At 61.7% G+C, this 25,491-nt stretch carries 23 protein-coding genes; 5 read left to right on the forward strand and 18 right to left on the reverse strand.

Going from position 1 to position 25,491, the window contains the following annotated elements; genetic code table 11:
* Positions 1–16 precede the first annotated feature (16 nt).
* Both FJ974_RS24030 and FJ974_RS24035 read right to left on the reverse strand, forming a co-directional pair.
* Positions 17–928 (reverse strand): glycosyltransferase family 2 protein, encoded by a 912-nt coding sequence (locus FJ974_RS24030; RefSeq protein ID WP_264296791.1) that lies wholly within the window; start codon positions 926–928, stop codon positions 17–19.
* Between the two features lie 85 nt (positions 929–1,013).
* Positions 1,014–3,035 carry a nucleoside-diphosphate sugar epimerase/dehydratase gene (locus FJ974_RS24035; RefSeq protein WP_181177072.1) on the reverse strand — a complete coding sequence of 674 codons (2,022 nt, stop codon included), beginning with the start codon at positions 3,033–3,035 and terminating at the stop codon, positions 1,014–1,016.
* Between the two features lie 594 nt (positions 3,036–3,629).
* Between FJ974_RS24035 and FJ974_RS24040 the strand changes: the two genes are divergently transcribed.
* A complete protein-coding gene (locus FJ974_RS24040) occupies positions 3,630–4,337 on the forward strand; it encodes an ABC transporter ATP-binding protein (RefSeq protein WP_140532566.1) in 708 nt (235 codons plus the stop codon).
* Between the two features lie 39 nt (positions 4,338–4,376).
* Here FJ974_RS24040 and FJ974_RS24045 read toward each other — a convergent pair whose 3' ends face one another.
* From FJ974_RS24045 to FJ974_RS24075, 7 genes are read right to left on the reverse strand one after another with little or no spacing between them, the layout of a single operon-like run.
* On the reverse strand, positions 4,377–5,219 hold the full coding sequence (locus tag FJ974_RS24045) for an NAD-dependent epimerase/dehydratase family protein (protein WP_140532564.1): 843 nt from the start codon (positions 5,217–5,219) through the stop codon (positions 4,377–4,379).
* Positions 5,216–6,448 carry a class I SAM-dependent methyltransferase gene (locus tag FJ974_RS24050; RefSeq protein ID WP_140532562.1) on the reverse strand — a complete coding sequence of 411 codons (1,233 nt, stop codon included), beginning with the start codon at positions 6,446–6,448 and terminating at the stop codon, positions 5,216–5,218. The genes FJ974_RS24045 and FJ974_RS24050 overlap by 4 nt, the downstream gene beginning before the upstream one ends.
* Positions 6,445–7,005, reverse strand: a complete 561-nt coding sequence (locus FJ974_RS24055) for a dTDP-4-dehydrorhamnose 3,5-epimerase family protein (protein ID WP_319023044.1) — start codon at positions 7,003–7,005, stop codon at positions 6,445–6,447. Before FJ974_RS24055 ends, FJ974_RS24050 begins: the two co-directional genes overlap by 4 nt.
* Entirely contained in the window at positions 7,002–8,129 is a 1,128-nt protein-coding gene (gene rfbG / locus FJ974_RS24060) for a CDP-glucose 4,6-dehydratase (protein ID WP_140532560.1), read from the reverse strand. The genes FJ974_RS24055 and rfbG overlap by 4 nt, the downstream gene beginning before the upstream one ends.
* Positions 8,111–8,881 carry a glucose-1-phosphate cytidylyltransferase gene (gene rfbF / locus FJ974_RS24065; RefSeq protein ID WP_140532558.1) on the reverse strand — a complete coding sequence of 257 codons (771 nt, stop codon included), beginning with the start codon at positions 8,879–8,881 and terminating at the stop codon, positions 8,111–8,113. The genes rfbG and rfbF overlap by 19 nt, the downstream gene beginning before the upstream one ends.
* A gap of 53 nt (positions 8,882–8,934) precedes the next feature.
* On the reverse strand, positions 8,935–9,783 hold the full coding sequence (locus FJ974_RS24070) for a hypothetical protein (RefSeq protein ID WP_140532556.1): 849 nt from the start codon (positions 9,781–9,783) through the stop codon (positions 8,935–8,937).
* A gap of 21 nt (positions 9,784–9,804) precedes the next feature.
* Complete coding sequence (locus FJ974_RS24075; protein WP_226891664.1) at positions 9,805–13,200, reverse strand: glycosyltransferase; 3,396 nt, start codon at positions 13,198–13,200, stop codon at positions 9,805–9,807.
* Positions 13,201–13,547: 347 nt separating this feature from the next.
* Between FJ974_RS24075 and FJ974_RS24080 the strand changes: the two genes are divergently transcribed.
* Complete coding sequence (locus FJ974_RS24080) at positions 13,548–14,408, forward strand: ABC transporter permease (RefSeq protein ID WP_181177071.1); 861 nt, start codon at positions 13,548–13,550, stop codon at positions 14,406–14,408.
* Positions 14,409–14,461: 53 nt separating this feature from the next.
* Here FJ974_RS24080 and rfbD read toward each other — a convergent pair whose 3' ends face one another.
* The 5 genes from rfbD to FJ974_RS24105 form a co-directional block, all read right to left on the reverse strand.
* Positions 14,462–15,364, reverse strand: coding sequence for a dTDP-4-dehydrorhamnose reductase (rfbD, locus tag FJ974_RS24085; RefSeq protein WP_140532550.1), 903 nt, complete (start codon positions 15,362–15,364; stop codon positions 14,462–14,464).
* Complete coding sequence (rfbB, locus tag FJ974_RS24090; RefSeq protein WP_140532742.1) at positions 15,361–16,443, reverse strand: dTDP-glucose 4,6-dehydratase; 1,083 nt, start codon at positions 16,441–16,443, stop codon at positions 15,361–15,363. The genes rfbD and rfbB overlap by 4 nt, the downstream gene beginning before the upstream one ends.
* 14 nt (positions 16,444–16,457) lie before the next feature.
* Positions 16,458–17,012 carry a dTDP-4-dehydrorhamnose 3,5-epimerase gene (rfbC, locus tag FJ974_RS24095; protein WP_140532548.1) on the reverse strand — a complete coding sequence of 185 codons (555 nt, stop codon included), beginning with the start codon at positions 17,010–17,012 and terminating at the stop codon, positions 16,458–16,460.
* On the reverse strand, positions 17,005–17,895 hold the full coding sequence (rfbA, locus tag FJ974_RS24100) for a glucose-1-phosphate thymidylyltransferase RfbA (RefSeq protein WP_140532547.1): 891 nt from the start codon (positions 17,893–17,895) through the stop codon (positions 17,005–17,007). Before rfbA ends, rfbC begins: the two co-directional genes overlap by 8 nt.
* Positions 17,896–18,084: 189 nt before the next feature.
* Positions 18,085–18,675: a biotin transporter BioY gene (locus tag FJ974_RS24105; RefSeq protein ID WP_140532545.1), complete on the reverse strand. Its 591-nt coding sequence runs from the start codon at positions 18,673–18,675 to the stop codon at positions 18,085–18,087.
* A gap of 99 nt (positions 18,676–18,774) precedes the next feature.
* Between FJ974_RS24105 and FJ974_RS24110 the strand changes: the two genes are divergently transcribed.
* Positions 18,775–19,680, forward strand: a complete 906-nt coding sequence (locus tag FJ974_RS24110; protein ID WP_140532543.1) for an MBL fold metallo-hydrolase — start codon at positions 18,775–18,777, stop codon at positions 19,678–19,680.
* 103 nt (positions 19,681–19,783) lie between these two features.
* Here FJ974_RS24110 and FJ974_RS24115 read toward each other — a convergent pair whose 3' ends face one another.
* Positions 19,784–20,569, reverse strand: coding sequence for a DUF1499 domain-containing protein (locus tag FJ974_RS24115; RefSeq protein ID WP_140532541.1), 786 nt, complete (start codon positions 20,567–20,569; stop codon positions 19,784–19,786).
* 81 nt (positions 20,570–20,650) lie between these two features.
* Positions 20,651–22,279: a fatty-acid--CoA ligase gene (locus FJ974_RS24120; protein ID WP_140532539.1), complete on the reverse strand. Its 1,629-nt coding sequence runs from the start codon at positions 22,277–22,279 to the stop codon at positions 20,651–20,653.
* Positions 22,280–22,471: 192 nt separating this feature from the next.
* Between FJ974_RS24120 and FJ974_RS24125 the strand changes: the two genes are divergently transcribed.
* Together FJ974_RS24125 and FJ974_RS24130 are read left to right on the forward strand one after the other, a co-directional pair.
* Complete coding sequence (locus FJ974_RS24125; RefSeq protein WP_140532741.1) at positions 22,472–22,828, forward strand: hypothetical protein; 357 nt, start codon at positions 22,472–22,474, stop codon at positions 22,826–22,828.
* 100 nt (positions 22,829–22,928) lie between these two features.
* The gene (locus FJ974_RS24130) at positions 22,929–23,318 is read left to right on the forward strand and encodes a DUF427 domain-containing protein (RefSeq protein ID WP_140532537.1); all 390 of its coding nucleotides are present in this window, start codon (positions 22,929–22,931) and stop codon (positions 23,316–23,318) included.
* Between the two features lie 121 nt (positions 23,319–23,439).
* On the opposite strand, the gene FJ974_RS24135 is transcribed toward FJ974_RS24130, so the two are convergent.
* Complete coding sequence (locus FJ974_RS24135; RefSeq protein WP_140532535.1) at positions 23,440–24,174, reverse strand: polysaccharide deacetylase family protein; 735 nt, start codon at positions 24,172–24,174, stop codon at positions 23,440–23,442.
* A gap of 120 nt (positions 24,175–24,294) precedes the next feature.
* Positions 24,295–25,398, reverse strand: coding sequence for a glycosyltransferase family 9 protein (locus FJ974_RS24140; protein ID WP_181177070.1), 1,104 nt, complete (start codon positions 25,396–25,398; stop codon positions 24,295–24,297).
* Between the last annotated feature and the right edge of the window lie 93 nt (positions 25,399–25,491).

A 25,491-nucleotide genomic window follows, 5' to 3' on the forward strand; every position in this document is an offset into this window, starting at 1 on the left:
GCTTCGCCGTCACCGGTCAGATCCGGCGCCAGAGGAATGCGAGGTACAGCCCCAACGTGCCCATGAAGGTCTGCCTGTAGACCCCACTTCTGCCGAGCAGCCTGAATCGTCTGAGAACATTGCCCTTTCGCGCCTTGATGAACAGGCGAAGGCAAAGTGCTGCGTCGTGTGTGAGCAGGTCCCGGTTGACGGCAAGGCCATTGAGATTGGTATCGGTCCATGAGGCGAGCTGGCCCTTGAACAGGCGCCCGATTCTCGAAAACCTCGCCTTCCAGGAGGCATTGGCGCCGACCAGGTTCGTCGCATGCTGGCGGTACCGCACGAGCGGCCGCGGCTCGTAGCGGACCATGCCGCCGGCGGCGGTCACGATAAGATAGGCCCACCAGTCGTGGCTGACGAATTCGGTTGTTGCCGATGCCTTCGCCAAAAGCTCGCGCGCGGCGCGGTTGAGCAGCATGGTGTTGCCGCCGGCGATGCTCTGCACCAGAGCGTTGCGAAACGAAGGCGGACGCCGAAAGAGCGGCGAATAGCCGGCCTGAACGCCGGTCTCCGTGATGGTCGCGGTCCTGGAACAGAACAGCAGCGGTGTTTGCGCGGCCTGCGCCTGCATCCAGCGGATGGCGCTCTCCAGCCGGTCCGGCTCCCAGACATCGTCCTGATCGCAGAACGCGTAGTAGTCGGCGTGGATGCGCGGATCGACGATCATCGAGCGGAAATTGGCCGCGAAGCCTTCTCGCGGGCCGTCCACCAGCGTCACCCGGCCCTTGTTCCAGCGGGTCCGCCACGACTCGACGATCGAGGTCGTGCCGTCGGTCGAGCCGTCGTCGGAAATCCAGAGATCGACGAGAGGCCATGATTGCGCGAGCAGGGATGCCAATTGCTCACCGATGAATGCCGCGCCGTCCTTGGTGCCCAAAAGAACGGCCACGCGCTGATCTTGGGTTGTCACGTTTTTCACTTACCTGCGGGCGCTCCACAGGCTCAATAGCCAATTGCGGGCGGGCAGGACAGGCCTAACCCGTCTGTTCCGCCGTTTTTGGCCCTGCCTGCGCACGCGCGAGATCGGCATCTTCTTCCGGCTGGTGAAGCCCCGCCAGCACGGCAAGGGCGGCAGCCTTGTCCTGATCCCGCATGGCGGCCTGCAGCGCGGCAAGTGCCGCCTGGATTTTGGGCCATTTCACGACATCGGTCCTGAGGCCGAAGACCTTGGCGGTGTCGAGCTTGACGATCTCCTCGTCCTCGCCATGCAGCGCCTCGTGCAGCTTTTCGCCGGGCCTGATGCCTGTGAAGCGGATCGGAATGTCGGTATGAGGGCTCTTGCCGGCCATGCGGATCATGGTTTCGGCGACTTCGAGGATCGGCACGGGTTTCCCCATGTCGAGCATGTAGATGGCATAGTCCTCGCCCTGGCGCTGCTGGGCGTCGGCAGCCGACATTATGACGAGGTCGACGGCTTCCGCCACCGTCATGAAATAGCGGGTCATGCGCCGGTCGGTGATGGTGACCGGACCGCCGGCCTCGATCTGGGCCTGGAAGATGGTCGCCACCGAGCCGTTGGAGCCAAAGACATTGCCGAAGCGCACGGCGATGAACTTGGTGCCGGGGTGACGGCCGACGGCATCATGGCCGTTCGCCGCGCCGGTGTAGGGCCCGGACGACGCGGCATGGGTTTCGTGCAGCGAAGAGACGATCTGCTCGGCTGCCCGCTTGGTGACCCCGAGCATGGAAGACGGGTCGACGGCCTTGTCGCTGGAGACGAGCAGGAACTGCGGCACCCCGCATTTCGCGGCGACCTCGGCGCAGGCGAGCGTGCCGAAGATGTTGGTCTCAATCGCCGCTTCCCAGTTTTCCTCGAGCAGCGGCACGTGTTTCAGCGCTGCCGCATGAAAGATGATCGATGGTTGGAAGTCGCCGACGAGGCGCATCATGTGGCGCCGGTCGGTGACGTCGACGATGCGGCTCGTCAGCCGATCGCGATCGTTCTCGTCGATCAATTGGTCGAGCTGGAAAATGCCGAATTCGGAAATGTCGGCTACCAGCACCGCCGCGGCGCCGAGCTCCAGCGCGCGCTTGACCAGAACGCGGCCGATGGAGCCGGCGCCGCCGGTCACCAGCACGCGCTTGCCGCCGATAAAGGCGCCGATGCGCCCGATGTCGGTGGTAACCGCCGAACGGCGCATGATGGTTTCCATTTCGACGGCGTCGAGAACCAGCTTGCCGCCCTGCCCCAGCTCCGAAAGGCCGGAGAACTGGACGACGGCGATGCCGCTATGGCGGGCGACGCGCACCAGTTCGGCATAGTCCTCGATATCGCGCTCGGCGCCCTTGCCGAAGATCAGAAGGTCGAGATTGGCCGTGCCGTTGACGAAATCCTCCAGCACCTCGACCAGGCGCGGACGGACCGCCACCACGGGGACGCCCTGGATCTGCATGCCGAGCGGCGCATCGGCCTCGGTCGCCATGATGCCGGCGATGGCATATTCCGCCGGCACGGCGGTGCGGGTGAAGCGGACGATGACGTCGGCCTGGCTCAGCCGGCCGATGAACAGCGCCTGCTTGATGGAAGCGTCGCCGGCAGCGCGGCGCAGAATGCGCCAGCTCGCGCCATCGCGCAGGAACCGGTAGTAAAGCCTCGGCGCGGAAATGATGGTGAAGGAGACCAGGAAAAAGACGATGAACTGGCGCTCGTTGAGGCCGGCAACGGGCTGAAAGGAGCGGAATGCGAGCGAAGACAGATAGAGAACCACCGTCAGGATGCCGCAACTCTTCAGGATGTTGAAGAAATCGGGCGTGGACGCAAAGCGCCATACGGTGTTGTAGAGGCCGCAATAGCGAAACAACAGATGGGCGAGCAGCACGATGAGCGCCCAGCAGGCCAGCCCGCCATAGGAGAACGCGTCGAACGAAAGCCGCGACTGCGACAGGGTCAGGCTAAGCGCCACCGCCACCAGGACCATGACGAGATCCTGGACCATGATGATGGCTTGCCGCATCCTGGGTCTGAGACCCGATACGGCTTCTACATATAAGGTCATCAGAAAGTACTGAACTCCCGGGCGTAGATTAGCAGACCGGCGCCGGATGGAACATCATCCCTGTCGCCACTCCAGATTGCAATCCCCAGTCCCGTACCCCCACTATCGCATTAGCGCGGAGCCGAGAGCATCGCCAGAGATTTTTGGAACATAAGCCGGCGGGAGCTGACGATTTTGTTCCGGTGTGACATCGATTTAAAGGCCGACCGGCCGGAACGCGATATTGTTCAACAGACGTTGCTAATTTTTCTCAAAACAATGTCACGGGCGCGCGACGCATTTTCGGTCCGGCTAAGATATCGTGCGGTCAAATTGGATAGCCGGACTAAAGGTTTCCGGGTCAACTTTGGGAGCCGAAAACTGGTGCTTGTCATCGATGCGCTCATCGCGCATATGTCTTGTGCCCCCCGGGGGATCGATTTGTAACCAGCATATGCCCGTCGCTTTGATCGTATCAAACACCATCTTCCGTCCGCACGCGGCAGCACTCATTCGCACGTTGTCCCCCCGGCCCTCTCGTGCCACCCAGGTCACCTGTGGGCGGTTGCATGACAGGCAGCGCGGGCAGCATTCCTGCCCGTTGGAAACAATGTGATGGCGTATATTTCGATCGAAAACCTAACGGTTGAATTCGCGGTTTTCGGTGCCAATTCGCGGTCGCTCAAGAACAGTATTGTGTCCCAGGCGACTGGCGGCCGTGTCATGGCCGGAGCGCGAGACATCGTAACCGTGCGCGCCATCGACAGCCTCAATCTCGAAATCAAGGACGGTGACCGGGTCGGCCTGATCGGTCACAATGGCTCGGGCAAGACGACGCTTCTGCGTGTCCTTGCCGGTATCTACAAGCCGACACGCGGGGCCATTACGATGGAAGGGCGCATTGGGGCATTGCTGGACCCCAATGCGGGCATAGATCTCGAATCGACGGGCATCGAGAACATCTATCTTCGCGGCTATATGCTGGGGATGAGTCGGCGCGAAATCGCTGCCAAGCTCGACGATATCGCTGAATTCACCGAACTCGGCGAGTTCCTGGCCCTCCCAATGCGAACCTATTCGGCCGGTATGTTCGCGCGACTCGCCTTCGCAATCTCGACCGCCGTTCATAATGACATCCTGCTGATCGACGAAGGAATCGGTGCCGGCGACGCCGCCTTCCAGAAAAAGGCTCAGCGGCGGATTGAAGGGCTCTTCGATCGCACACCGATCGTCATCCTGGCGAGCCACTCCGAAGGGCTGATCTCGGAATTCTGCAATCGCCGCATCGAGATGGAGCACGGCGTGTTGAAGTCGGCAGCGTAGAGCAGCTTGCGACTGCCCAACGAGTCCAACCGCCTCCGCTCACAATAGACCATGAGCCCGTAGTTTTTCCGGGATGCCCCAGAATGCCATTGGTTCATAGTCGGGATAGGAATAATGTCCGAAATTGAAGCGGATGTCGCTTTTGCGGTCCATCCGCCACTGCTCGACCAGCCGCCGAATTGAAACCGGCTGACCGCTGGAGCAATTGATTATCCCGGCGCAGGACGGCGTATCGAGGAGGCCTGCTACGATCCGTCCGATCTCAGGGGCGGGCAGGTAGTCGCGAAGCTGTTCTCCGCCGGACATGTCGAAGCTGGCGTCGCCTCGATCGATGGCGGCATCGAGTTGCGCCAGTAAGCTGCGCGGGTTCTGCCCCTGACCAAATGTATAGAACAGCCGGACCCACTGGACCACGAATCCTCGCTCAAGGGCCAGATATTCCAAGGACTTCCGCAATGTATCCTTTGCCAATCCGTAGGGGGTAGATGGAAATGTCCGGTCATCTTCTCTTAGCGGGCCGTTCTGTACTCCATACTCAAGACAGGTGCCGGTGACCAGAATCTGCGAGACCCCTTCCGCTGCAACTGCGGAGAGGAATTTGAGGTCGGCGCCAAGGTTTGTCGTTAGGTGGAAGCTCCCCTGGTAATTAGGCAGGCCAGACCAGGCCAGGTGGATGATCCGCTGGCATTCGCGCGACCGCGCTACGGCTGGACCCGGATCGGTCTGCAAGTCGCACTCGACCCAGTCGAGGCCGTCGTTGCCCAGCAACGCGCTGGCCCGACGGGCATCCCGCACCACAGCCAGGACCGGCGTGCCGGTGGCCCGCAGCGCATTCACCACATGGCGGCCGATGAAACCAGTTGCTCCGGTCAGCAGGATCATGGCTGGAGGACTTGCAGGCCCGGTACGGCAACGACGAACCGGCATCCCCATCTCGACACCAAGGGCCCCTCCTGGCCGACGACTTCTTCGGCAATATTCCAGGGAAGGATCACCAGATAGTCGGGCTTGATCTCGCTGATCCGCTCAACAGGCAGGATGGGAAGGTGGCTGCCGGGCATCAATTTGCCCTGCTTGGAGGGGGCTCTGTCGAATACGCACGCGATCAGATCGGTCTTGACGCCGGCGTAGTTCATCAGCGTGTTTCCTTTTGCGGCCGCGCCATAACAGGCCACCGTCTTCCGGCCGGCCTCGCAATCGAGCAGAAAGCGCAGGAAGTCGTTTTTGACCTTGTCGGCTCGTGACTGGAACGAGGTGTAGGTCTCAACCTTCGTCAGCCCGAAGGCCTTCTCGCGCTCGATCATGTCATTGACGTTGGAGGCTGTCGGCCGCGGGTCGTCATCGTGGCAGCCATAGATGCGCAGGCTGCCGCCGTGAGTGGACAGTTCTTCCACATCGAAGATGCGCAGTCCGCAGGCGGCGAACACCTTGGCGACCGCGATCAAGGACAGATAGGAGAAGTGCTCGTGATATACCGTATCGAACTGATTGTGCATGATAAGCCGCAAAAGGTGCGGAAACTCGAGATTGATCGTCCCCCCTTGCGCCAGGGCGATCCTAAGCCCATTCGTGAAATCATTGATGTCCGGCACGTGCGCATAGACGTTGTTGCCGCAGATCAGCTGCGCCTGGCGTCGGTCGGCGACGATGGTTCGGGCGGTATCCGCACCGAAAAATTCCCGAACGACCGGTATGCCCAGAAGCTCGGCCGCCGCCGCAGTGCTGTCGGTAGGCTCGACGCCCAGGCAGGGTATGCCGGCATCGACGAAGTTCCTGAGCAGGTAGCCGTCATTGGAAGCGACTTCGATGACGAAGGATTTGTCGTCGAGAGCCAACGACTGAATGACCTTGCGGGCGTAGGTTCTGGCATGGTCCAGCCAGCCCCTGGAGGCTGAAGAAAAATAGGCATATTCGCCGTTGAACAGCATGGACGCATCCGCGTAATCCTCGGTCTGCACCAGCCAGCAGTTGTCGCAAACCCTAATTCTGAGCGGCAACGTGATCTCGTGCGCCATGAGCTGGTCGCGGTGCAAATACGCGTTGGATGGCGGTGCGAATCCCAAGTCCAGGAACTTGTGTTTCAGCTCGGCTTTGCAATGCCGACAAATCATATTTGCGCTCCTGCGAAATTGGGCTCGAGCCAAGGATGGCGCTGGTCGCGCGCCGAGACATCGGTCACCGGCAGAGGCCAGCTCACGTTGATCCGAGGGTCGTCATAACGAATTCCCCATTCGGACGCCGGGGCGTAAAATGCCGTGTGCAGGTACAGGAGTTCGCTGTCGGGCTCCAGCACCTGGAATCCGTGCGCAAATCCTTCGGGTATGATGACGGCATTCTGTTCCTCCGCCGACAGCTCGACCGAATACCATTGACAAAATTGAGGTGAATGCGCCCGAAGATCTATGGCGACGTCGAAAACACGACCTCGTAGGCACCGCACGATTTTCATTTCGGCATTTGGCGCGTTCTGGAGGTGCATTCCGCGTATCGCGCCGACGTTCGAGGTGACCGATTTGTTGATCTGGACGATGCGACGCTCGCCCAGGACCGTCGCGAGTTCACCGATGCAGAACAGGCGGGCGAAGCTGCCGCGCACATCGCCTATCACGCTGGTTTTATAGACCGTCAGGCCTTCGATCGGCGTCGCGGAGAATTCGAGCGGCATCATGCTGCTCCGCGTGTTGCTTGTCCCGAAGGCTCCCGCGTCCAGACCGCAGCACGCTCGGTGGCGTCGCGCTCGAAGGCCTGCAACTGGCTCAAGCTCAGCACCTCCCGCTGGCCGAGAAAGCGCTCGTACCACAGCGCCGTGGCGGCGACCCCTTCCTCGAATGTCCATATCGGGCGCCAGCCCAGATTGTGGAATGCACGGGAACTGTCGAGATGGAGCATCGTCGCCTCGTGCGGCTCCAACCGGTTCGAGTGAATCCAGGAGATGCCGGGCCAGTTGGCCTTCATGGCGAGAAGCAATTCCTCGACAGTTCGATTGCCATTGTTGTCGGGTCCGAAGTTCCAGGCGCTAGCAGCGTCCTCGTCGCCGTCCAGCAGGTGCTGGCCCAACACCAGGTAGCCGGAAAGGCATTCGAGCACGTGCTGCCACGGCCGGGTGGCGCGGGGCGAACGGATCTCGACGCTTCGGCTAGACGCGACCGCCCGCACCAAGTCCGGGATCAGCCTGTCCTCGGACCAGTCGCCGCCGCCGAAGACGTTGCCGGCCCGGGCGGATGCAATGAGCGGTGCTCCCTTTTCCCCAAAGAAGGACCGGCGGTAGCTTTGGACGACGAACTCGGCGGCGGCCTTGGAGGTGCTGTACGGATCATGTCCCCCAAGGCTGTCCGTCTCGCGGTAGCCCCATTCCCAACCACGGTTTTCGTAGCATTTGTCGGAGGTGACAACGATGGCGGCCTTGAGACTGTCGACGGCGCGGCACGCGTCCAGCACATGGACCGTGCCCATGACGTTCGTGGACCAGTTGGCAACCGGATCGCGGTAGGACTGCCGCACCAGCGGCTGCGCCGCCAGATGGAAAACAATTTCCGGCCTGGACAAGCGCACTGCCTCGGCAACCGCGTCGCCATCCCGAACATCAATGGCCCGTGAGTCGATATCGATATCGAGGGTTTCCCAGTGATTGGGCGTCGTTGCCGGCGGTAAGGCCAGGGCCGTAACTTCGGCACCCAATCGCGTCAGCCACAGCGCCAGCCAACTTCCCTTGAAGCCGGTATGGCCCGTGAGCAAGACCTTGCGTCCGTGGTAGACACCGCCGAACAATTGCTTCAACTCCAGGTCTTCCATGGTGCCTTTCCTGACTGCCAAAGTTCCTCCAGCAGAACACGATCCCGCAAAGTGTCCATTGGCTGCCAGAAGCCGCGATGCTGATAGGCCGTCAATTGGCCGTCCCTCGCCAGACGCCGCAAGGGTGCCTGCTCCCACACCGTATCGTCGCCCTCGACGTAATCGAGAACGCCTGGTTCTAGCACGAAGAATCCCCCGTTGATCCAGGCGCCGTCGCCCGCCGGCTTTTCCTGGAATTCGCTGACGGCACCATCATTGATCTTGAGAGACCCAAATCGCCCTGCCGGCTGCAAAGCCGTAACGGTGGCAAGGCGGCCGGCCTTGCGATGCGCATCGACCACGGCGGAAATGTCGACGTCGGAGACGCCGTCGCCATAAGTCAGACAGAAAGTCTCGTCTCCCAGATATTTGGCAACCCGCTTCAGGCGCCCGCCAGTCATCGTGGCCTCGCCGGTCTCTATCAGCGTCACCTTCCATTTCTCGGCAGTGCGATGATGAACTTCCATGGTATTGGTTTCCATGTCGAGCGTTACATCCGAGGTATGCAGAAAGTAATTAGCAAAATATTCCTTAATATAATAGCTTTTATATCCAAGACATACTATGAAGTCATTTATGTTATGCTTTGTGTACATCTTCATGATATGCCAAAGTATTGGCTTTCCACCGATCTCAATCATCGGCTTTGGCCTCAGGTGACTCTCCTCGCTAATTCGTGAGCCGAAGCCGCCGGCGAGTAAAACAGCACGCATGTCGTCTAAATCCATTCTTCGTGAGCTGAGAGGAGCGCTTTTCCGCTAACTTGTCATTCCGCCGCGCCTTGTCCGACCAAAGACGCGCTTGTTGGGATCTGCAGAGCCTTCTCCAGTTCTCCGAGGTCGGAGGAATAGTTCTCCTCCCGCACAAAACGGCCCCAGGTTTGTTGAACTAAAAACTCTTTCTCCAGCCAAGTGGAACTTTCATAGGCGCGGGTCATATTGTCGGCGACCAGGAGGTTTTCTTGCAGGCCCTGTCGAAAGGTCCCGCTGAACGGCCACCATTCGGGCGGGAAAGCTCTGCCGTTGCGGCCGACAAGCACCACGCGCTTACCACGCTTCAGAACCAGGCGCGTAAGGCTCCTGCGCCCGCTTTCAAACCGGTACGCATCGCGCTTGCTCGAAATATCGACACCTTCGACAATGCTGCAAAACGTCATCCTTTCAATGGCGAAGGCGTTTGAGCGAACATGAACATTGGGAAATTTGAGGAAGTGGCGACTGAGCGGACGCAGGCTCTCGTAGGAGCCGGTTGCGCCAACCAGACCGACGTCGGCGGCCGAAAGGTGGACCATGAACTTGGCCAGCCACCGATGCCCGAGTATTTCACTGTGGGTGTTGAAGAAGCATAAATGATCCTCCTTCACCAGTCGTGCGGCGGCTGCGTAGGCTCCTATATCGAATCCATCGTCGGGGAGATGGATGATTTCAAATGCCTGCTCGGCAAAAAGTGCCCGTGCCTGGGCGAGACTGGCAGCGTCCGGAAACCCTTTGAGGATGACAAAGGGCAGGTGGGCGGCGCCGGAATCATGGCTGCGGTATGAGGCAAGAAAGGTGTCGGCGGCCGATCGCCACCACCCGTCCGCGCCCCGGACCAAGTATATTACTGCGACCGACAAGGTGTAACGCCCTGCAACACGTTAAAGCATACGCTGCTTGAAGGATGGCTGGAAGGTGGGAGGATTCACCGACAGGAACCGCTCGTTATAGAATGAATCCTGCGTCAACACCTTTGCCCATCGCCTGCGAAAGTACTCCAGTTCGTTGGGATCGGCGAATGCCTCGCGCGACATGGACTCCATGTGCGTCAGCGAAGCCTGTGGCGCGTAAACCGTGCGAAAACCGAGTTGGCGCACTTTGAGGCAATAGTCGACATCGTTAAAGCTTACCGCCAATGCCTCAGTGTAACCGCCAACCTGCCGGAACAAACCGGCTCGCGTCATCATGCACGCCCCGGTCACGGCAAGGTAGTTCCGGGCTCCGCAGGTGCTGAAGAAATAACCTGCCTCGTCGCCAGCATAACCACGGCGAACGTGATCTGGATTGCTGTAGTTGTGCACGACGCCGACGTGCTGAGTCAATCCGTTCGGGTAAAGCAGACGCGCGCCAACGACACCAACGCCCGGTTTTGCAAGCTGGTCGAGCATTCGTTCGATCCAGTCTTCATTGATGATCTCGATATCGTCATTAAGCAGCAGCAGGAACTCGCCGCTTGCTTTCGAAGATCCTAAATTAAGCTTCTCCGCGACGTTGAATACGGGATTGGAATAGGTGACCCGGATGCATCCGGCAGCGTCGAGTGCTGCGATCTGCCCCGGCGTCAGGTCACCGTTGTCAACGACCACGATCTCGAGATTGGGATAGCTCGACAGATGCCTGATTTGCCGGACCACATGCATAATGAGGTCGATTTCACGCGCGCCGACGCGGACCGTGCGGCCTGCCGTTGGAATAATGATGGAAACAAGCGGAAAATTGTCCCGGTGAAGTTCGGTCAGATAGCAGCCGTCATATTTCGGGTGCGGCCGGACAACTCCCGGCCGCCCGGTGCGGGCTAAACGTCCAGTGAGAGCCTCCGCATCCGCCGCTTGCTTCCGGGTAGGGTCGGCGGGGGGTACCGCCTTGTCGGTTCTCATCAACACCTTGGAAATGTGCTTTACCTCGACATTTCCCTCGGTAAATCGCAGATTGAGGTCATAGCCAGTAGCGAGCGTTTCCAACACCGATGCAGCCCGGGCCTTGCGGTAACATGCGGCCCGCCCGATGTAGTCGGTGGCCTCAAGGTAATCGGGACTCCAGTCCGGTTTGTAAAAAATCGGTGCGTCCTCGGCCGGTTCGCTCGAGGCCCGCTGTTCGTCACAATAGATTAGGTCGAGGCTCGGCGTGTGGTTCAGCGCCGACGCGAAGTGGTACAATCCACTTTCAGACAGTTCATCTCCCGGTCGCATCAGCACGAAAAAGTCCCCTGGCAAATCGGAGACATTAAGCGACGCCACACGCGCAACACCCGTGGGAAGTGCGCCGGCGGCCTCATTCCCACCCCAGATCAGGATGTCTGAAGCCTGGTAGATCTGGTTTGCCAGCGATTTCAGCGTTTCATCAAGACCCTGCTCGCCATCACGTGCATCTATAACCACCGAGAACAGCGGCCGCTCAAGCATCGTGCGGATGTCGCGCCGAAACTCGTTGTTCTCGGCGCGCTCGTGCTGCAGGAGCACCCGGCGCCATTCCACTTCGCCGGTCGGCGAATCGATTGACTTGCGCCTTCCAGGAACCCTGAGGACCAAACTGCGGCTTACGCGGACCCAGTGGCCGTCTTCCAGCTGAAGTTCAATCACCAGCCTATGAAGTCCAAACCCGACCGCCCGTTCCGCAGCGAAGCCGCAGGCAATATTCGATTTCAAAGTCGCCTCGAATGCGCGGACCACATCGGGCCGGATTTTCGACACGGCCTTGACCGGTTGGCCTGCGATCGTAACGCGAACCGGCAGCGACTTCTGTGCATTGGCGTCGAACGCCCAGCCCGACACATGTGCCTGCGTGTCTCGCAGCAACGAAAGCCGCCAGATCGGCTCGTCGATATGAAAATAAACCTCTTGCGCAGCCAGCCTTCGCGTCATCGTCGAGGGGTCAAGACAGGCCAGCCTGCCGACCAGTCTCTTGGAGGCAAAATAGCGTCTTGCAACAAAGCGGAGCGGCCAGGCGGCCGCCGGCGACAATCCGGTCGCCTCTTGCACGCGGGCGCGGTATTCCGCGTCGGTGTCAATATTCAACAGGATATCTTCGACGCCGCGCCAGCCGCCGCGCCGAAACGCGGTCAAACCTGCACGGGAAATATGCATTGCCGGCCGCACGAGGGGGATGGCACGACCGATTTGGCGAACAGCTGCGCCGACCGCCCGCAGCGGCTTGGTCAATCGCCAGCTTCTGGATTTCTTGAGCGCTGCGAGGGCCGAAACGGTAGCTGCCAGCTTTTGCTGCTCGTCCGCAAGCTGTGATTGCAGCCTCATGCGCTTAGGCGCCTCATCTGCAGCAGCCTTTTCCAGCCGCATGATTTCGCTCAGCCGCCAGTTGCTGACTTTTTCAATCGCCGCTGTCGCCGCAACGCCGGCTTCAACTTGCTGCCGCACCTCCTCCTTCAGCCGCTCGATTTCCGCAAGCCGCTCCATAAGTTCCTCAGCGGGCGGGTGGTCGCGCATCGACCACGCATTGGTCGATTGGTCGAAGATAATCGTCGCCTGAATCAGACTGCGGTCGACCGGCTGAACACTCGATTCACTGCCACTGATAATCCTTCTGCCAATCTGGTTTTCCAGGGCCTTTCGCTTGCGGACAATGCACATCGAATTGGTAAATTCGATCGAATAGATCTGGGACAGATCCGGATCGTCTATGTCCGATGAACAATGATTTAAAATTCCCGCAAGGATAGATTTCCTGTCTCGACCAATTCCCCAGTGCTGGTGATTTATGCAATCGGATAAGTACTTGAAAAAAGTCATTGGCGAATATGGGTAAAAAAGGCCGCCTTCAAACTGCTCCCAATAGCTGCAATGCAGATCTTCTACAATGTAGATACCGCCGTCCGTGAGGCGTGGAAAATACAAACAAAACGATTTAACAATGTCGCGCGACCGATGCGAGCCGTCATCAATGATCACGTCAAATGTCGGCGAGAGGTCAAATATCCGTGCTGCGGTCTTTTGATCTGTCGAGTCGCCAACAACGATCCGTATCCGGGGATCATCGTACACGAGCTCGCCGCAGGCGGCGTCGATATCAGTGCCTATGATTGCTTCGGCACGGGGGAGAAAACTGGCCCATACTTCCAGCGAACCGCCGTTCTGGACACCTATCTCCAGGAGAGATATCCGCTCCTCCCGAACGGGTTGCAGAATATCTTGATAGACCGGCAGGTAGTGATCCCATTTGTCAGCAGTTTTGCCAACCTTCCGCTCAAACAATTCCCTAACGCTCAGCGATTCCAATAATGCTTTCGAATTGTTGTCCGCCTGCAACTGTTCACTGCCTTCCACCAAGCCCCACACCGCTCGAATTTCTGCGAGGACACGCGCTGCCTTGCGCGATGTTTTGGCTGCTTTGCACCGCCTCGTTGTTGGCCAATGTCAATGGACGCTTAGCATGAAAGATTCTGAGGCGAAAGCTTGCTGACTGCGAGCAGAATATGCCCCGGGGACGACGGCATTTCGCCCTCGCCGGTCCGCGCTGCGGGATGAATGAACCGTCGGCGACTGCGGCATTTCGACGAAGAATTTACGCGGCGACGAAAGGGGGTGGCGGGATTTTCGAGCCAAGGCTCCGGTGGTGACGTCGCTGGCGGGCCATGCTAGATGCCGCCGACGAACAGGAGCTCAGCAGACTATTGCCCACCAAGACCAGCGCGACGCCCGGTGCTCCGACGCAGCCGGCGGGGCGGATTACCCGCATCTCCGCCGACTCCGTGCCGCGGCAAGCCCTGACGGATCTGATCCATGGCGCCAAGCTATTTGATATGTGGAGCCGGTTCGCCCTGTATGACATTCGGCAGCGTTTCCGCCGCTCGCTGCTCGGCCCGTTCTGGCTCACGCTGTCGATGGGCGTGATGGTGGGCGCCATGGGTCTGGTTTTCTCGACTTTATTCCAGCAGGACGTCGGCAAAACCGTACCATATATTGCCACTGGTCTCATCTTCTGGGGATTGTTGACGAGCACCATCAATGAGGGCGCCACCGTCTTCATTTCGGCTGAATCTTACATCCGCAACGTACCGATGCCCTTGAGCGTCCATTATTACCGAATGCTCGCGCGCAATGTCATCATTTGGGCATTCAACATGGCCATCTATTTCTGCGTGCTCCTGGTGTTCCGCATTACGCCGGGATGGAACATTCTGCTGTTCATTCCGGGATTTGCGTTATTTCTCATCAACCTGGCGTGGATCTCACTGGCTGCTGCGGTGCTGTCCACCCGCTTCCGGGACGTCCCGCAAGTCATCCTCAATGTCATCCAGGTGGTGTTCTTTATTACGCCTGTGTTCTGGTCGCCGGAGAGCCTGCCGCGCCGTCCGGTCTTCGTGATGCTGAACCCATTCCACCACCTTCTCGAGCTGGTCCGTGCACCGCTGCTCGGCAGCACCGCGCCGGCGATGAGCTGGTGGTTGTGTCTGGCGATGACAGTCGTCGGCCTTGGCTTCACTGCCTGGCTCTATCGGCGCAGCCATGCGCGTATTGCCTATTGGGTATAGGCGGCGGCAGCCCCTGCGCCAGCGTCGGCGGCGCACGATGCTTGGTCACGCGCTCAATGCCGTCTCGTCTCGCCTTCCAGAAGCCGGCGCACCACCGCCTCCGCCGACTGCCGCCACTCCGGCGCCGTCCATCCGAACGCCGCCGCGAATTTCGCGCTGGACAGCCGCGAATTGACTGGGCGCAGGGCCTTACCGGGGTAATCCGCCATGGCGACATCCCGTACCCGCGCATAAGGACCGCCAAGCTCCCGGCTTTTGTCCAGGACCTGACGGGCGAAGCCGCTCCAGTTGATCTCGCCGGTTCCCGCCACATGATAGACGCCGAAGGCGGCAAAGCTCTTGTTACGGCGCAGGATAGCGCTGGCATGCCGGATCGCATCGGCGATGTCGAGCGCCGATGTCGGATTTCCCCACTGGTCGGCCACCACTGATACCTCGTCACGCTCGCTCGCCAGCCTGAGCATGGTTTTGACGAAATTCCTGCCGAACGGGCTGTAGACCCAGGCCGTGCGCAGGATGAGGTGACGCGGATTTGCGGCCGCCACCGCCCGCTCGCCGGCAAGCTTGGAGGCGCCGTAGACGCCGAGCGGCGCGGTCGCGTCGGTCTCGACATAGGGACCATCCTTGGCGCCGTCGAAGACATAGTCGGTGGACAGGTGGATGACGGGAATGCCGAGCCGGGCCGCCGCCTCGGCGACCTTGCCGGCGCCTTCGGCGTTCACCTTGAAGGCCAGTTCCTTCTCGTCCTCGGCCTGGTCGACGGTAGTGTGGGCGGCGGCGGAGACGACGATGTCCGGCTTTGCCGCCGCAAGCGCTTCGAATACGGTGTCGGGGCGCGCCAGGTCGAGCGCCGGCCGGCCGACGGCGACGACCTCCACGCCTTCCAAATCCCGCCGCCCCACCTCGATCAGGCTGGTCGCAACCTGGCCTTGGTGTCCGGTCACGGCAAGCCTCACGCCGCCCCCTTCCGACCGCCAACGACGCTCTGGCCCAGCCGCTCGCCGTTGTAGCGCTGCTCACGAATCGGCCCCCACCACCATTTGTTGTCGAGATACCAGTCGACGGTCCTCGCCAGACCGCTGTCGAAATTCTCCCGTGGCGCCCAGCCGAGGTCGCGCGCGATCTTGGAAGCGTCGATGGCATAGCGCCGGTCGTGCCCGGGCCGGTCGGTGACGAAGGTGATCAGCTCGCGGTGGCGCTTGCCGCCGGCGCGCGGCCGCCTGGCGTCCAGAAGCTCGCAGATCGCCTCGACGACGCCGAGATTGGTGCGCTCGCAATTGCCGCCGACATTGTAGCTCTCGCCCGGCCGTCCCCTGGTCGCCACCAGTTCCAGCGCGCGCGCATGATCCTCGACATACAGCCAGTCGCGCACATTGGCGCCGGTGCCGTAGACCGGCAGCGGCTTGCCGTCGAGCGCGTTGAGGATGACCAGCGGGATCAGCTTTTCCGGGAAATGATAGGGGCCGTAATTGTTGGAACAATTGGAGAGCACCACCGGCAGGCCATAGGTTTCGTGCCAGGCCCGCGCCAGATGGTCGGAGGCCGCCTTGGACGCCGAATAGGGCGAGGACGGTGCATAGGGCGTCTCCTCGACGAACGTGCCGCCGTCCAGGGGAAGATCACCGAACACTTCGTCGGTCGAAACATGGTGGAAGCGGAAACGGGCGCGGCGCGCCTCCGGCAGGCCGCGCCAATAGTCAAGCGCCGCATTCAGCATCCGGTAGGTGCCGACGATGTTGGTCTCGATGAAGGCGCCTGGTCCATCGATCGAACGGTCGACATGGCTCTCGGCGGCGAGGTTCATGACGATGTCGATGTCGTGGCGGCGCAATATCTCCAGCACCGCGCGCTCGTTGCAGATGTCGGCCTGCTCGAAGCGGTAATTGTGAGCGTTCTCGACCGCCCGCAGCGAAGCGAGATTGCCGGCATAGGTGAGCTTGTCGAGATTGATGACGCGGTAGGCCGGATTGGCGCACAGATGCCGGCACACGGCCGAGCCGATGAAGCCGGCGCCGCCGGTCACCAGAAAGTTCACGCCGCCTTCTTTCCTCACGCGAATACCTCCGCCATGCCAAGCAATGGCGCCTTGCTATCCTTGTCCGAGAGCTGGAACCCGCCTGATAGCGCGGGCCATTCGATACCGATTGCCGGGTCGTCGAAACGGATGGACCGGTCATGCTCCGGCGAAAAGGTGTCGGTCACCTTGTACAGGACCTCGGTGTGCGGCACGAGCGTGACGAAGCCATGCGCGAAGCCCTTCGGCACCAGGATCTGGTTGCCCTTCTCAGCCGAAATCTCCAGCGCCACCCATTTTGCGAAGGTCGGCGAGCCGCGACGGATATCGACGGCCACATCCAGCACGCTGCCCCTGACGACGCGCAGCAGCTTGTCCTGGGCGCACGGCGGCAGCTGATAATGCAGCCCGCGCAGGACGCCGGCGGCGGCGGAATAGGAATGATTGTCCTGCACGAAGACGAGGTCTATGCCGGCCTCGGCGAACCGCCCGGCGCTCCAGGTTTCGCTGAAAAAGCCGCGTGCGTCGCGGTGCCGCTCCGGCACGATCTCCAGCACGCCGTCGAGGCCGAGCGGCCTGACCTCAAGCACCCCGTTCCTCCGTCAGATCGGCGACCCGCTTGCGCAGATAGGAGGCATATTCATTCTTGCCGAGGCGTGCCGCGCGCTCCAGAACCTTGTCGGCGCCGAGCCAGCCCTGCTCGAAGGCGATCTCCTCCGGGCAAGCGACCTTGATGCCCTGGCGGTGCTCGATGGTGCGCACGAAGGAAGCCGCCTCATGCAGGCTGTCGAGCGTCCCGGTGTCGAGCCAGGCATAGCCGCGTCCGAGCTGGTGGACCTGCAGTTCGCCGCGCTCGAGATAGACATTGTTGAGCGCCGTGATCTCGAGCTCGCCGCGCGCCGAGGGACGGATCGTCGAGGCAATGTCAATGACGTCGTTGTCGTAGAAGTAAAGACCGGTGACGGCCCAGTTGGACTTCGGTTTCTGCGGCTTTTCCTCGATCGTCAACGCCTTGCCTGTCGCCTTGTCGAACGAGACCACACCATAGCGTTCGGGATAGTCGACATGGTAGGCGAATACCGAGGCGCCGCGTTCGCGCGCCGCCGCCGCGCGGCAGAGTTGCGACAGGCCCTCGCCGAAATAGATGTTGTCGCCAAGAATCATCGACACGCTGTCCTTGCCGATGAAATCGCGGCCGATGATGAACGCCTCGGCAAGACCATTGGGGTGCGGCTGCTCGGCGTAGGACAATTCCAGTCCGAATTCCGAACCATCGCCCAGCAAAGCCTGGAAGACCGGTAAGTCGCGCGGCGTTGAAATGACCAGGATCTGGCGGATGCCCGTGAGCATCAGCACGCTCAGCGGATAATAAATCATCGGCTTGTCGTATATCGGGAGAATTTGCTTGGAGACCGCTAATGTCAGCGGATAAAGACGCGTTCCGCTGCCTCCCGCAAGGATTATGCCTTTCAACAAGCTCTCCTTGAATTACCGAGGGGCCCGCCAAGATATATCAAGTTGCCCGTGCTTAGGTTTCGCGGATCGGCTTGTCAATTGTCGGTGCTGGCGCTGCTGTCCGTTCAGAAGCCAGCGGTTTCGGCTGCGCACCACGAAAAACAGCCGGCGAGCAGAACACCCGCCGGCTTTTTCGTCTGGTCGATATCAGGAGCGCTTGAGCAGCGTCCAGACGGCCGGCACCAGGCTGGCGGCGAGCGCTACCTTGATCAGGTCGCCGACGATGAAAGGCACGACACCGAACTGCCAGGATTTTTCGGGGCCGATGAGTGCCGCCAGCCAGGCAAAGCCCATCGCCATCATGACGATCTCGCCGGCGAGCATCGCGCCTGACAGCTTGAGCGGATTGCGGTCCCAGCCGCGATCGGCCGCCCAGCCGGCGATGGCGGCCATCACCACGAAGCCGGCGAGGTAGCCGCCGGTGGAGCCGAGCATATAGGCGATGCCGATGCCCTTTTCCGGCGTGCTTTGGAAGACTGGAAAGCCCATGGCGCCCTCGGCCAGGTAGAGAAGCAGCGTCGCGACGGCCAGGCGCATGCCGAAGGCGCAGCCAATCAGCAAGACGGCGAGCGTCTGCAGCGAAAGGTCGACCGGGCCGAGAACGACCTTGGTCTTGGCGGACAGCGTCAACAGAAGGGTTCCGGCGAGCGCCAGAAAGAGCTGCGTCGCCAGACGGGCGGCGCCCTGGTCGGGCAGCGCGAGAGAAACAAGCGGACGCATCGTGGTTGCAGTTGCCATGGTCTTCCCCATTGTGGCTGATTTGCTGGCTCGCATTTTCCTATATTGGCTTCCGTATCAGGCGGCAATCGTTTTGCCGCATGGCGATGGAGCCCCGGCATGGCGCTTGAATTCGACATACGCTTCGATCCTGCTTATGGCCAGGCGGTTACCGTTGCGCCGGACGTGCAGCGCATCACCGCCAGAAACCCGGGCCCGTTCACCTTTCACGGCACCAACAGCTATCTCGTCGGTCGAAAGACGCTGGCGGTGATCGATCCCGGGCCGGATGACGATGCCCATCTCGAGACACTGCTCGCCGCGATCGGCGACAGGGCCGTCAGCCACATTTTCGTCAGCCACACCCATCGCGATCATTCGCCGCTCGCGGCCAGGCTGAAGCTGCGAACGGGCGCCACGGTGCTTGCCGAAGGCCCGCATCGTCCGGCACGGCCGTTGCGCATCGGCGAGGTCAATCCGCTCGATGCCAGCGCCGATATCGGCTTCGTTCCCGATGTCGCGCTTGCCGACAGTGCCCTTACGCAAGGCGACGGCTGGACGGTCCGCGCCGTGCTGACGCCCGGTCATACCGCCAACCACGCGGCCTTCGCGCTCGAAGGCACCGGCATCCTGTTTTCGGCCGACCATGTCATGGCCTGGGCCACCTCGATCGTGGCGCCGCCGGACGGCGCCATGGCCGACTACATGAAATCGCTCGACAGGCTGATCGAGCGCGACGACCGCCTGCTCTTGCCGGGGCATGGCGGGCCGGTGACAGCGCCGCGCAGTTTCATGCGCGGGCTCATAGACCATCGCAAGATGCGCGAAAGGGCGATCCTGGAGCGCATCGCCGGCGGCGACCGCACGATCAAGCAGATGGTGGCGGCGATCTATCGCGATACCGACCCGCGCCTGCATGCCGCCGCCGGCCTGTCGGTGCTTGCCCATCTCGAGGATCTGGTGGCCCGCGGCTTGGTTGCGACCGAAGGCGAGCCTGCGATCGACAGCATCTTCATGCCTGGATAGCGCTAAGCAGGCATTCATGGGTTATCCGACGAATGCCTGCTTAGATTCCTTTGTTTGCCGCAGGTTCTTATCGCAAAACCGTGAGACACTTTGCGGAACCTGCTTAGTCGGCCGGCGCCGCGCCGACCTGACCGGCGACCTCCTGATCGAGCTCGCCGAGGAAGTCCGTGATGCGGGCAGCGTTGTCGCCAAGATCGTAGCGGCCATAGCGCGAGGCCGAACGCATGTCGACGACGACCGCGTCGCCATTGTCGGTGATGCGGATGGCGATATCGGCCGGCAGGCCTAGCGCAAAGCCCTTGGCCACGGCGGTTATGGTCGCCTGGCTTTGCCCGCTGATGTCCGGATAGGGCGCGCTCAACTGCCAGTCCCGCCGGTCGAGCACGGTTTCGACCGCGTCGACAACCGTCTCGAAAGGCAGATTGTAGCTGCGGCCGGTGACCAGCGGGTAGGCATCCGCCTGCAGGCTCTGCTCGCCTGGCGTCGGTGGCGACAGCGCGCTCATGTCGCTCGTCCGGTCGCTGGTGTCGAGCACCGGCGGGTCGTCCAGGTCGGTCGAGATATCGCGCAGCGGCGGATAGATCGTCGCCCAATAGACCGCGACGCCGTACGGCGCGAGCACGAGAACCGCCAGCAGCGCGCCGACACTGAGGTCGCGGCCGCCGCGGTCGCCAAAACTCCATATTCTGGCCAGGGCAAGCCCGGCCAGCAACAGGGCAAATGCAGCAAGCAGCGCGACGACCGCGAGCACCCACAGGAAGGGCGGCGTGTCGACGAGATCGAGACGATAGCCGGCAAGCACGGTCAGCAAAAGGACAAGCGAGAACGCTCCGGTCCGTCGCGACCAGCCGGCCGCCTTCGACGTCTGCCGTTCAGGAATGCTAATCATCGTCCGCCGCACTACCCCAGCCCGAGCAGACACTTAAAGGCTTTTTGCCCGGGCTTGAAGCCGAAAGATCGAACATTCCCCTCAATCCGTCGGCAGCCGATAGTCGCTGAACTGCTGGCGCAAGGCGATCTTCTGAATCTTGCCGGTGGCGGTGTGAGGAATTTCGCCGACGAAAGCGATGTCGTCGGGCATCCACCACTTGGCCACCTTGCCGCTCATGAAGGCGAGGATGTCGGTCCTGCTCGGGTCACTGCCGGGCTTGCGCACGACGACCAGCAGAGGCCGCTCGCCCCATTTGGAATGCGGAACGCCGATGGCCGCGGCCTCCGCGACATCGGGATGGCCGACGGCAAGGTTCTCGAGGTCGATGGTCGATATCCATTCGCCACCGGATTTGATGACATCCTTGGCGCGATCGGTGATCTGCATGTAGCCCGTGGCGTCTATATGCGCGACGTCGCCGGTGTCGAACCAGCCGTCCGCGTCGAACTGGTCCGCGCCGACACCGCCATAATAGGCGCGGGCGACTGCCGGACCGCGCACCTTGAGATGCCCGAAGGTCCTGCCGTCCCATGGCAGCGCATTGTTGTCATCGTCCGTCACCTTCATCTCGACGCCGAAGGGCGGATAGCCCTGCTTGGCCTGGACATCGAGCCTGGCCTCGCCGGTCAGCCCTTCATGGTCCGGCTTGATCGTGCACAGCGTGCCGAGCGGCGACATCTCGGTCATGCCCCAGGCATGCACGACCTGCACATCGTAATTGTCCTGGAATTTTTTGGTGATGGCGCGCGGGCAGGACGAGCCGCCGATGACGACCTTCTTCAGGCAAGGCAATTTCTTGCCGGTCTCCTCCAGATATTGCAGCAGCATCATCCAGACCGTCGGCACGGCGGCGCTGAACGTCACCTTTTCGGTGTCGAGCAGCTCGTAGATCGAGGCGCCATCCATCTTGCAGCCAGGCATTACCAGCTTGGCGCCGATCATCGGCGCGCTCTGGCCGAGACCCCAGGCATTGGCATGAAACATCGGCACCACCGGCAGGATGACGTCGCGCGCGGATATGCCCATGGCGTCCGGCATGGCGGCGATCATGGCGTGAAGAACGTTGGAGCGATGGCTGTAGACGACACCCTTCGGATCGCCCGTCGTGCCGGAGGTGTAGCACATGCCGGCGGCGGTATTCTCATCGAAGACCTTCCAGGCGAAGGCGCCGTCGGCTTCGGCCAGCCATTCCTCATAAGCGACGGCGTTCGGCAACGACGTCTGCGGCATGTGCGCCGCGTCGGTCAGCACGATCACCTGTCGCAGCGACCTGACCGCGCCGGCGATGTTTTCAAGCAGCGGCACGAAGGTCAGGTCGACGAAGACCGCCCTGTCCTCGGCATTGTTCATGATCCAGGCGATCTGTTCGGGAAAGAGGCGCGGATTGAGCGTGTGGTAGATCGCGCCGATGCCCATGATGCCGTACCAGGCCTCGATGTGGCGGGCGGTGTTCCAGGCGAGCGTGGCGATGCGGTCGCCAAGCCCGAAGCCGTCCCGCTCAAGCCGTTGCGCGACCCTGAGCGCGCGGCCATGGATGTCGGCATAGGTGGTGCGCACGATCGGCCCCTCGATCGAACGCGACACGATCTCGCGCCCGCCATGCTGCCGTTCGGCGTTGTCGATGAGCTTGTGGCAGAGCAGCGGCCATTCCTGCATCAGTCCGAGCATCGCGGTTCCTCCCGTTGCGCTTCAGCGTCATTGTTTTGCGCCATTGTGGGACGAACGGGGGGATTGTCCAGCCGCTATAAGTCCAAGGCTGTCCACAGCCGAAATGCCGGGAAGAACCGCCATAATCCGGCCATCGTCGGCGTTAAGCTTCATTAACGGGCTGGGAGCGATTGGCGAATGAAAGAGGTTCGCATGGACGCGCAGCTCGACGACCAAATCCTCGAAAGCACGCTTGCCGAAAGTCTGGCCGATCTGGCGCCGGACGCCAAAACCGTTTCCGATGATGAATTTGCCGAAGTCGTCGGCGGTGCGCTGGATGCTGTCGGCGGAACGCTGCTGTTCAAGATGTGCGTCGAGAACGGCGGCGAAGGCCAACATGTCGCCGCTGCCTGCATCGGCGACGGCGGGAATCGCCAGTTCCTGCTCTTGACGCTGCCAACCGCGGGCGGCGCGCTGAAGGTCGAGACCGCGGCGCGGAGCACCAATCCGGTTGCGGGCATCGCCGCCGCCTATGCCGGCCTGATGGACGCGTTCAAAGCGGCCGCCTGAACGATCGCGACAGTTCAACCAACCGTGATCCGGTGCCGCGAGGTGCCGGGTTGCGCTTGGCCTTTGGCCGACACAACTTATGTCGGACAAGGAGACTTTCATGGACAAGCTCGCCAACCCCTCCCCCGGCTTTCAGCGCAATCCCGACAAGGTGATAACAGTCGAACCCTATCGCGGCAGCGTCACGGTGCGCGCCGGCGAAATGGTTATCGCCAAGTCGACCCGGGCCAGGCTCCTGACGGAGCCGCCTTATTCACCGGTTTTCTACATTCCCTTCGACGACATCGATTTCAGCAAGCTCGCCGGCACCGAGCACTCGACGCATTGCCCCTACAAGGGCGATGCCAGCTACTGGAGCATCGTGCCGGCCGGCGAAGGCGGCAAGAATGCCATGTGGGCCTATGAGCAGCCCTTCGACGAGATGACGGAGATTCGTAATCACGGCGCGTTCTACACGAGCAAGGTAACGGTCGAAGCCACGCCGGACTGAGTGTGCCGATATTCAGGTGATGACGGCCTGCGAACTGCCGGCTCCTGTGCTCACGGAGTTCGAAGCTGTTCTCGGCTAAGCCTGACCTGAATCCCCGACTGCGGTCGCGCCACGGGCCGGTCTAATCCGTGGTGCCGTCGTTGCCGACATCCTCTGCATCGTCGAGGCGAACGAAGGTCATGCCCTTCTGCTTCAGGGCGAGCAGACCTTGGACGACACCCTCGCCCGCCGCATGGGTCGGCTGGTTGATGTGAGCGATGATGACGTCGCCGTCCTTGGCGGCGGCGATGCGACGGGCGGTCTCCTTTGCCCCCAGCAGTGAGCCGCCGTCGCCGTTGACCGAGAAGCCGGCGATCTTGAAGCCCAGCTTGCGGATCATGGCGATCGCCGACGGGCTGTATTCCGCGGTCGCGCCGCGAAACCATTTCGGCGCCGGGCCGCCGGCCCCGGCGAGCGCGGCGGCGCCGGATTCGACTTCGGCCAGCACGGCGTCAGGGCTGCCGGCGCTGCGGATGCCATATATCTTTTGTGGTGTGTCGACCGCCGGAATGTGGCGGCCGCCATGGTTTTCCAGCTCGAACAGGTCGGGATGCGCCCGCATGATCTCGACGGCGGCCGGATTGCGCTTCAGCCAGATGCCGGTGACGAAGATGGTAGCGGGGATGCCGTTGTCGACAAGTGCTGACAGAATGCGTCTATCGGTCTGTCCGCCACAGGCATCGAGTGTCAGCGCGACGCGGCCGCCGCCGCCCTGCGGTTTCAAATGCAGCGTCGGCTCGACCAGCGTCGCGGCATTGCCCGAGACGACCGAGGCCGACAGCACAATCGCGCAAAGATATTTTCGCAGCACGCGCATTCCTTGTTCCAGTCCGTCGGGTCAAACTTCCTACCGCAGGATGATCGCGCCAACATGACCGGCATCAAGGCCAAAATCGGGACGCGTCATGAGGGGAGTGCGGAATCCTGCCCGCAAATATCAGACCCCATGCCCAAGGGCCATCTCCGTCCGCGACAGCAGCTCCCGCACCGCGTCGACGACAGGATCCACTTCGAGGCGCCAGACGCAGCATGCCTTGCTCGGATCGGTCCGGCGGCACAGGTCGCCACCTACGCAGCTGCACGGCATGGAGGGCTGCAGCGAGATGCTGGGCACACCGACCGGCGCCCAGCGGATCGGGTTGGTCAGCCCGAACAGGCCGACCACCGGCGTGCCGGCCGCCGCCGCCATGTGCATCGGGCCGCTCTCGTTGCCGAGGAACAGCCGTGCCTCCTTGAGCAGCGCCAGCAACGTTTCGAGCGATAGCGCCCCGACCAGATCCACGATCGGCGTCTTGACCGCGGCCTTGATTTGCGCGGTCGCCTCGGTCTCGCCGGGACCGCCGACCAGCGCGACGGAGAGACCGGTCTCGTTGGCGATCCTGTCGATCGCCGCGGCGAAGCGCTCGGGCTGCCAGCGACGCCCGGGAAAGCTTGCTCCGGCATGCACAGCCACAAAGGCGTTTGGCCGCAGACCGAACTTGTCCAGCAAGGCCAACGCCTGCGTGGTTTCCAGCGGCAGCGGCTGGATCGAGGGTGCCTTCACCCGCAAATCCACACCGAGCGCCTCCAGCGGCGAAAGGTAGCGGTAGAGAAAATGCCGTTCTCCATACGCGATCGGCCTCATGCGGACATTGGCGGGCTGGCGTTCGTACCAGCGCAGCGGCCTTTCGGGCTGGCTGTAGCCGAGCCGGACCGGCGCGTTGACCAGCCCGGAAACAAACCGGGAGGTTTTCGAGTCGGTAATATCGATGGTCATATCAAACCGGTACCGCCGCAACGCGTGTATCGTCCGGACAAGCTCCTGGCCGCGCTGCAGTATAGTGCCGCGCGCGCTGGCACGCCGGAAAGTGACCGTCTCGGAGGCGATGCCGTTCGCGGTCAGGAAGCTTGCGACGCGGGCCTCGCATAGAAAGACGATCCTGGCGTCCGGATATGCGAGCTGCAGGTTCTTCGCCAGCACGGACGCCAGGACGATGTCGCCGATGAACTTCGTCTGCAGGATCAGGATCGAGCGAAAGGAACCAGGGGGAATCTGCGACACTTGTCTCTGGTCACCGGACGGATCGGAGCCCACGAAACCGGGTTGAGACGATGTCGACATTCAGAACCGCCACGCGCACGTTCACGGGACCTT

It is taken from the genome of Mesorhizobium sp. B1-1-8 (assembly GCF_006442795.2).
Classification (GTDB): Bacteria; Pseudomonadota; Alphaproteobacteria; order Rhizobiales; family Rhizobiaceae; genus Mesorhizobium.

Excerpts from the sequence above, each read along its gene's own strand:
- FJ974_RS24035 (WP_181177072.1), bottom strand. The coding sequence starts at position 3,035 with ATGACCTTATATGTAGAAGCCGTATCGGGTCTCAGACCCAGGATGCGG.
- FJ974_RS24050 (WP_140532562.1), bottom strand. The coding sequence starts at position 6,448 with ATGATTTGTCGGCATTGCAAAGCCGAGCTGAAACACAAGTTCCTGGAC.
- FJ974_RS24115 (WP_140532541.1), bottom strand. The coding sequence starts at position 20,569 with ATGATTAGCATTCCTGAACGGCAGACGTCGAAGGCGGCCGGCTGGTCG.
- rfbF (WP_140532558.1), bottom strand. The coding sequence starts at position 8,881 with ATGCGTGCTGTTTTACTCGCCGGCGGCTTCGGCTCACGAATTAGCGAG.
- FJ974_RS24130 (WP_140532537.1), top strand. The coding sequence starts at position 22,929 with ATGGACAAGCTCGCCAACCCCTCCCCCGGCTTTCAGCGCAATCCCGAC.
- FJ974_RS24045 (WP_140532564.1), bottom strand. The coding sequence starts at position 5,219 with ATGATCCTGCTGACCGGAGCAACTGGTTTCATCGGCCGCCATGTGGTG.
- FJ974_RS24110 (WP_140532543.1), top strand. The coding sequence starts at position 18,775 with ATGGCGCTTGAATTCGACATACGCTTCGATCCTGCTTATGGCCAGGCG.
- FJ974_RS24040 (WP_140532566.1), top strand. The coding sequence starts at position 3,630 with ATGGCGTATATTTCGATCGAAAACCTAACGGTTGAATTCGCGGTTTTC.
- FJ974_RS24055 (WP_319023044.1), bottom strand. The coding sequence starts at position 7,005 with ATGATGCCGCTCGAATTCTCCGCGACGCCGATCGAAGGCCTGACGGTC.
- FJ974_RS24105 (WP_140532545.1), bottom strand. The coding sequence starts at position 18,675 with ATGGCAACTGCAACCACGATGCGTCCGCTTGTTTCTCTCGCGCTGCCC.
- FJ974_RS24135 (WP_140532535.1), bottom strand. The coding sequence starts at position 24,174 with ATGCGCGTGCTGCGAAAATATCTTTGCGCGATTGTGCTGTCGGCCTCG.
- FJ974_RS24125 (WP_140532741.1), top strand. The coding sequence starts at position 22,472 with ATGGACGCGCAGCTCGACGACCAAATCCTCGAAAGCACGCTTGCCGAA.
- rfbG (WP_140532560.1), bottom strand. The coding sequence starts at position 8,129 with ATGGAAGACCTGGAGTTGAAGCAATTGTTCGGCGGTGTCTACCACGGA.
- FJ974_RS24120 (WP_140532539.1), bottom strand. The coding sequence starts at position 22,279 with ATGCTCGGACTGATGCAGGAATGGCCGCTGCTCTGCCACAAGCTCATC.